The sequence below is a fragment of the Pontibacterium sp. genome (assembly GCF_964228735.1).
Taxonomy (GTDB): Bacteria; Pseudomonadota; Gammaproteobacteria; order Pseudomonadales; family Balneatricaceae; genus Pontibacterium.
The window spans coordinates 41,423-48,091 of record NZ_CAXRBQ010000038.1; the positions used below are offsets into that span (position 1 = coordinate 41,423).

6 protein-coding genes are annotated in these 6,669 nt (G+C 53.5%); 1 reads left to right on the forward strand and 5 read right to left on the reverse strand.

What is annotated here, in order from left to right; all coding sequences use genetic code 11:
- Positions 1-229 precede the first annotated feature (229 nt).
- On the forward strand, positions 230-802 hold the full coding sequence (locus ACEQ15_RS03905) for a type II secretion system protein (RefSeq protein ID WP_370277740.1): 573 nt from the start codon (positions 230-232) through the stop codon (positions 800-802).
- On the opposite strand, the gene ACEQ15_RS03910 is transcribed toward ACEQ15_RS03905, so the two are convergent.
- The 5 genes from ACEQ15_RS03910 to ACEQ15_RS03930 all read right to left on the reverse strand — a co-directional run.
- Entirely contained in the window at positions 799-1,272 is a 474-nt protein-coding gene (locus ACEQ15_RS03910; RefSeq protein ID WP_370277741.1) for a hypothetical protein, read from the reverse strand. The two genes, ACEQ15_RS03905 and ACEQ15_RS03910, sit on opposite strands and share 4 nt — an antisense overlap.
- Positions 1,273-1,582: 310 nt before the next feature.
- Entirely contained in the window at positions 1,583-1,930 is a 348-nt protein-coding gene (nirD, locus tag ACEQ15_RS03915; protein WP_370277743.1) for a nitrite reductase small subunit NirD, read from the reverse strand.
- A 34-nt stretch (positions 1,931-1,964) separates the two neighbouring features.
- The gene (gene nirB, locus ACEQ15_RS03920; protein ID WP_370277744.1) at positions 1,965-4,460 is read right to left on the reverse strand and encodes a nitrite reductase large subunit NirB; all 2,496 of its coding nucleotides are present in this window, start codon (positions 4,458-4,460) and stop codon (positions 1,965-1,967) included.
- A 13-nt stretch (positions 4,461-4,473) separates the two neighbouring features.
- Positions 4,474-5,742, reverse strand: coding sequence for an NAD(P)/FAD-dependent oxidoreductase (locus tag ACEQ15_RS03925; protein WP_370277745.1), 1,269 nt, complete (start codon positions 5,740-5,742; stop codon positions 4,474-4,476).
- Between the two features lie 737 nt (positions 5,743-6,479).
- On the reverse strand, positions 6,480-6,669 hold a 190-nt coding region (locus ACEQ15_RS03930; RefSeq protein WP_370277746.1), incomplete at its 5' end, for a hypothetical protein.

The following is a 6,669-nucleotide window of genomic DNA, read 5'->3' on the forward strand; positions in this document are numbered from 1 at the left end:
AGACCAACCTACGCTTCTCTATTCACAAAACCAGTGATGTGTTTCGTCTATAAAAAATAGGATCGCTTCTTCCCGGTTTTCACCAGATTTGGCCTTTAAGGTGAAATACTGCTTTAAAACGGATGTTTGAATCTGATTTTTTAACAGAGGGTCTTTTATTATCTAGAGCTATCGATTCGTCATTGTACGTGCAATGTACGAGCTTCCTTGAAGTAACAGGAATGTCAGTATGCGAACCGAGAGCCTTTCACGCTTTAACCGTCCGATTTCCAACGCAGAGTTCTCCGCTGGTCGGGGTTTCACATTGGTCGAGCTGGTGATTGTGATCGCCTTACTCGGCATTCTGGCCGCTGTCGCCTTACCCCGTTTTTTAGATCTCGCGGATGATGCCCGCCGTGCCTCCATCAAAGGCGTCGAAGCCGCAATGGCTTCGACTTCCACCATGGTGGCAGCTCAAGCGATCACGCAAGGCATTGATACTGGAAACATAGTGGTGGATGGGCAGAACATATCGGTATCCAGTGGCTATATAACCGGCCATTGGAACAAGGCTTGGCGTTACGCTATGAATATTGGCAAAGAGATCGGATATACCCGCACCAACAGTACCTGCACCGCAAATGCATTTTGTGGTGTGGGCAATCAACGTAGCGCCCCCGGATTACCGATCACCGTGTCCGGTCGAGGGCTGGTATTGGTATGGCCTGAAGGGATGAAACTCTCTGATCTCTGCTACGCGTATTACTATAACCCCGCCAACGGAGACGACCCGACGGTGGGCAGCGTACTTACCGGTTGTTAGACCATGTCTGACCTGTGTAGCCGCTGTCTAAGCTTCTCAATCAGCTGATTGGGAAACTGGCGATAGTCAGGGTAGGGCACCAATACAATCTGATCCTTAATAAACACTCTTCCTTCTTCATCGACGGGGTGCATCTGATGCGGCACTCCCGCTTCGTCAGCAAAGCCCAGTCGTTGCCAGCTTGCTTTCCCTGCCACTAGATGCCACCCCTCACGCTCTGCCAGTGTGTCTGCAAAACTGATCTGTTCTGCGTGCTGCAGTAGTTGCTGGTCGCGATATTCACGCCAGTTGTCGTCGGGTGCGGCAAGCTTGGCCAGAATGGTGAAAATCTTGCGCCAATGGTTTCCATTCAGGTCGGTAAGCTGGGCGATGTCAGGCAGGGCCAGATCCATTCCCGGTGGAATCTCAGTGGGTGGATTAGGCAGGTACAAGGTTAGCGAAGCGCTGGCGGCGCCCATGGTTTTGATCACGTGCTTCTACTCCTGACGCGTTTACTGTTGGTGGGTATGGTAGCGGTCTGGGTGTTTGAGGTGCAATGGGTCGAGAGGGTATCTCTTCTCGGTTTAACGACGGGCTGCCGAGCGATCCGAATTACATAGAAAATACGTAGGTTGGCCATCGCGAAGCGATGCCCAACACTTCAGTGGCCATTTTGAGACGACATGTTGGGCATCGCTCTGCGATGGCCAACCTACAACTGCGTCACTCTGTTGGTGACACACAAAAAAGAGCCGTCAAAAGACGGCCGTGAAAAATGGGGGACATTGCTATTTGTTATTGTCAGGCGTTCATGATTTCCACATGTTCGCCATTCAAGCGCACTGGGAAGGTGCGCAGTGAGAGGGACTCGTCTTCCAGACACACGCCGCTTTTCAGGGCATAGTGCTGCTTATACAGGGGGGAGGCCACCACCGGTTCGCCGTTCAGGTCGCCGATGATGCCACGTGCGATGACGTTGGCGTTGCTGACCGGGTCGTGGTTGCACACCGCAAACAGGCTCTTCTCCTGACCCGGCAGGTAGAAGAGGGCAATCTGCGCTTCACCCATCTTGGCCGCGACACCGGAGAACGGCACCAGATCGCTAAGGGAGCAGAGGGTTTTCCAATCGATATGAGTTGCACTGTTCATCTGAAATCTCCTTCTAAAGTTTGCTCAGTCCGGATCAGGCCGGACGGATCTGATCACGTTCAATGATGTTGATGATCTGTGGGTCGCCGCCCTCTTCGTTAACGAAGGTGCGGAAACGCTTCAGTTTCTCTTCGTCGCTGATGGTGGCTTTCCATTCACACTCGTAGGTTTCCACGATGTGGGCCATCTGATTTTCCAGCTCTTCGGCCAGTCCCAGGGAGTCGTTGATCACTACATCGCGCAGGTAGTCCAGGCCGCCTTCCATGTTGTCCATCCAGACGGAGGTACGCTGCAGGCGGTCACCGGTTTTGATGTAGAACATCAGCACGCGGTCGATGTACTTGATCAGGGTTTCGTCATCCAGGTCGGTGGCGAACAGGTCAGCGTGACGTGGTTTCATACCGCCGTTACCACACACGTAGAGGTTCCAGCCGTTTTCAGTGGCGATGACGCCGATATCCTTACTCTGGGCTTCGGCACACTCACGGGTACAACCGGACACGGCGAACTTCAGTTTGTGCGGTGAACGCAGGCCCTTGTAGCGGTTTTCGATGTTGATCGCCATGCCCACACTGTCCTTCACGCCATAGCGGCACCAGGTGCTGCCGACACAGGATTTCACGGTACGTACTGACTTACCGTAGGCGTGACCGGTTTCGAAGCCTGCAGCGATCAGCTCTTCCCAGATCAGCGGCAGTTCGTGCAGCTGTGCGCCGAACAGGTCGACACGCTGACCACCGGTGATCTTGGTGTAGAGGTTGTATTTCTTCGCCACTTCACCCAGTACGATCAGCTTGTCAGGGGTGATCTCACCACCGGCGATACGTGGCACGATGGAGTAGGTGCCGTTCTTCTGCATGTTCGCCATGAAGGTGTCGTTGGTGTCCTGCAGGTGAACGTGCTCTTCCTTGGTGATCAGTTCGTTCCAGCAGGACGCCAGCATGTTGCCCACTGTAGGCTTACAGATGTCACAGCCCAGACCTTTACCGTGTTTCTTCAGCAGTTCACCGAAGCTGCGGATCCCTTCCACGCGGATGATGTGGTAGATCTCTTCTCGGGTATGCGGGAAGTGCTCACAGATATCGGTGCTGACTTCAACACCACGCTTCTCCAGCTCGTTGTCCACCACGCTCTTCAGTAGGGCGGCACAACCACCACAACCGGATGCTGCTTTGGTGGCATCCTTCACCATGCCGACATCAGTTGCGCCTTCATCAATGGAGCAGCAGATCTGGCCCTTGGTCACGTTCAGGCACGAACAGATGGTGGCGGTTTCCGGCAGTGCATCCGGGCCCAGTGCCGGAGCAGCTGCACCGTCCAGGGATGGCAGGATCAGGCTTTCCGGGTGAGCTGGCAGCTCGATACCGTTCAGCGCGTACTGCAGCAGGGTGTCGTACTCGCTGCAATCGCCGACCAGTACCGCACCCAGCAGGTGTTTCTTGTCTTCAGAAACGATGATGCGCTTGTAGCTTTCCGCTGCATCGTCAGCGTATTTGTAGCTGATTGCGCCAGGGGTCATACCGTGGGCATCACCGATGGAGCCTACGTCCACACCCAGTAGTTTCAGCTTGGTGCTCATATCAGCACCGGTAAATTCTTCAGTGCCACCCAGCATGTGGGAGACAGCTGTCTTGGCCATGGTATAGCCCGGCGCAACAAGACCGAAGATTCGATTATTCCACAGGGCGCACTCGCCGATGGCGTAGATGTTTTCATCGGAGGTCTGGCAGTGATTGTTCACTACGATACCGCCGCGCTCGCCTATCTCGAGTCCACTCTGACGGGCAAGTTCGTCCTGGGGGCGAATACCGGCGGAGAACAGGATCAGGTCCGTCTCCAGCTTTTCACCGTCCGCGAAATTCATACGGTGCATTGCGGATTCGCCATCATCGATCAGCTGGGTATTTTTATTGGTATGTACTTTTACACCCAGGCCTTCGATCTTGCTGCGCAGAAGCTGACCACCGTCTTCATCCAGCTGTACAGCCATCAGACGGGGGGCAAACTCCACTACGTGGGTTTCCATTCCAAGATCACGCAGGGCTTTTGCCGCTTCCAGGCCAAGCAAACCGCCACCGACTACTACGCCCACTTTGGATCCCTTGGCAGCGGCTTCAATAGCCTCTAAATCCTCGATGGTGCGGTAGACAAGGCAGTTTTCCCGATCATGGCCAGGAACCGGTGGGACAAACGGGTAAGATCCGGTGGACAGTACCAGTTTGTCGTAACTCAGCAGGTCACCGTTTGCGGCGGTGACAGTTTTGTTGTCGCGGTCAATTGCGACGGCTTTTTCGCCAACCCGTACGTTCAGGCCCCAGCTCTCGTACTGGGCTGGCGTGCCCATTGCCAGATCGTCAGCACTGGAGCCATCAAAGTAGGCGCTCAGGTGCACACGGTCGTAGGCCAGACGGGGTTCTTCACAGAACACGGTGATTTCGTACTGCTCGGCGAAACCGGACTCCACCAGATTTTCCAGATAGTGGTGACCCACCATTCCGTTACCGATAACAACTAATTTCTGTTTGCTCATGGGAGAGGTCCTCTTAAGATGCTGCCGCAATGGTTGTGCGCTCTGTTTCGGTGCCTGCGTCGGCACTCTTTTTTTCGCAGAAAGCGCGGCCAAAAATGATATGTGGGCGGATTGCCCGGATAGTCTGTTGTTCCTGGATCAGGTCGAAGTACCAGTTACCGTCCTGCACGTCGCCGTACATCACCGCGCCTACCATGCGGTCTTTGCGGAACAGGAGTTTCTTGTAGGTCCCGTTGAAGCGGTCCTTGAAGACCACTGCATCGGTGTCGTCGCTGTCCAGATACTCCCCGGCAGAGTAAAGATCGATGCCGGAGATCTTGAGTTTGGTAGCGGTCGGATTGACCGCGAATCGGTGGCTGCCGTCGTCGCAGAGCACGTTGCCTAATACCTGCACCTGATCCCAGATCGGTGCGACCAGGCCGAAGGTGTCGTCGCCGTACTGGCAGCATTCACCCAGTGCGTAGATCAACGGGTCGCTGGTCTGCATACGGTTGTTCACATGCACACCACGCTGACAATCCAGGCCCGCAGCCTCCGCCAGTTCGGCATGTGGCACGATGCCGATGGCGATCACCACCTGTTGAACCTGCAGTTCGCTGCCATCAGATAGCAGGACAGAAGAGATATGACTGTCACCCTTAAATGCCAATGCCTCCTTGTCCAGAAGCACGTGGATACCACGGCTCTCCAGCTCTGCCTGCAGCAGTTTGCCTGCCGCTTCGTCCAGCTGGCGGTTCAGTAACCATTCGCCGCGATGCAGAACGGTCACCTCGATACCCTGTTTGCGCAGACCGTATGCTGCTTCCAACCCCAGCAAACCACCGCCAATCACCAGGGCATGTTCACTGGTATTGGCCTGCTCTTTGATACGTTTTACATCGCGCATATTGCGGAAGCTGAGAATGCCCTCAAGCTCGCAGTCGCGTGCCGCAGCTGGTAGTGCAGGTTCCGATCCGGTCGCGATAACCAATTTGTCGTAATAGGCCACTTCACCGCGCAGGCTGGTCACACACTGGTGGTCACGATCAATGCTGATTACCGGATCGTCCGTATGCAGTGTGATGTTATTGCGCGCAAACCAAGCCGTTGGGTGGATCACAATTTCCTTGGCCGTCATCTCCTCGGCGAGAACAGGCGAGAGCATGATCCGGTTATAACTTCCGTGTGGTTCCTGATCGAACACCGTGATGGCGTAACGGTCTGCATCCAGCGCTGTAATTTCGCTGAGCAGTCGCCCGGTCGCCATGCCGTTGCCGATAATTACCAGATGCTCTTTTTTCATTGATTCGCTCAAACCTTCTGTTTGCGGCCAAAAAAAAGGCGCTCATCTACCTACCGGTCGGGAAAGCCGGGGGTGGATGAACGCCGTTGTTCATGAGTGAGTGAGATTTTATTTTTATTTTTGGCTTAAGGGTCAGCGGGAGTAGCGCTAACTGTCTTAACCGGGTGTTCTTGTTTTTATTTTTGCTTAGGTAGTTAGCAGAAGTGGTGCCAACTTTTTTAAGTTATTGAAATTAAATGTGTATTTTGTTTTGTGTCGTGTTTTGGGATGGATTTTAGTCAGTGAGGGAGGAGCGGGGTGAACTAAAAGTGTGCACTGTTATGGAGGGGATGCACCAGATTGTGCGAAGGTGGTGGGGAGTGTTTAAGCGGGCTCGGTAACGTCCGCTTTCGGCACAAAGCTGCCACAGCTAATCCTTATTGTCTGTTCGTAGCATTGCTGATAGGTTATTGCCACAATAGCCTTGTGTTGCTTTGGGATGCGTTTCATTAGGCGATGGATTGGCTTATTGGTTATCTCCCCGACAGTTCTAAGACAAGCCCAATACGCAACTTGCAAGGTTAGAAGTTAGTAATCGCAGGAAAAACAAGGAATAGTTAAGTAATGCAAACGTGCCCATTTTGTCGAAATACGCTGCATCAGCATGCGAAAGTTTGTAGTTTTTGTAATGCTTTTAACCTGAATCAGTGAATTCATCTGCTATTGCCGTGCCACCGCATTGAATATAACCACATTCTTTAACACCGCTCGATCTTATCCGGATTCTGCCGCCGCATCTGCGCTACAGCAGCATCATTCACCGTCTTCTCCGACGTTTTTTTGCTCTGAATGCTATCGGGAACCACAAAACATCCTGCCATGCATGGCGCTTTGTGGCTTGGCGGTTGAACGAGGTGAGTTAAGCCGAGTGGATCAGACCGACTCGTA

Excerpts from the sequence above, each read along its gene's own strand:
- ACEQ15_RS03925 (WP_370277745.1), bottom strand. The coding sequence starts at position 5,742 with ATGAAAAAAGAGCATCTGGTAATTATCGGCAACGGCATGGCGACCGGG.
- nirB (WP_370277744.1), bottom strand. The coding sequence starts at position 4,460 with ATGAGCAAACAGAAATTAGTTGTTATCGGTAACGGAATGGTGGGTCAC.
- ACEQ15_RS03905 (WP_370277740.1), top strand. The coding sequence starts at position 230 with ATGCGAACCGAGAGCCTTTCACGCTTTAACCGTCCGATTTCCAACGCA.
- nirD (WP_370277743.1), bottom strand. The coding sequence starts at position 1,930 with ATGAACAGTGCAACTCATATCGATTGGAAAACCCTCTGCTCCCTTAGC.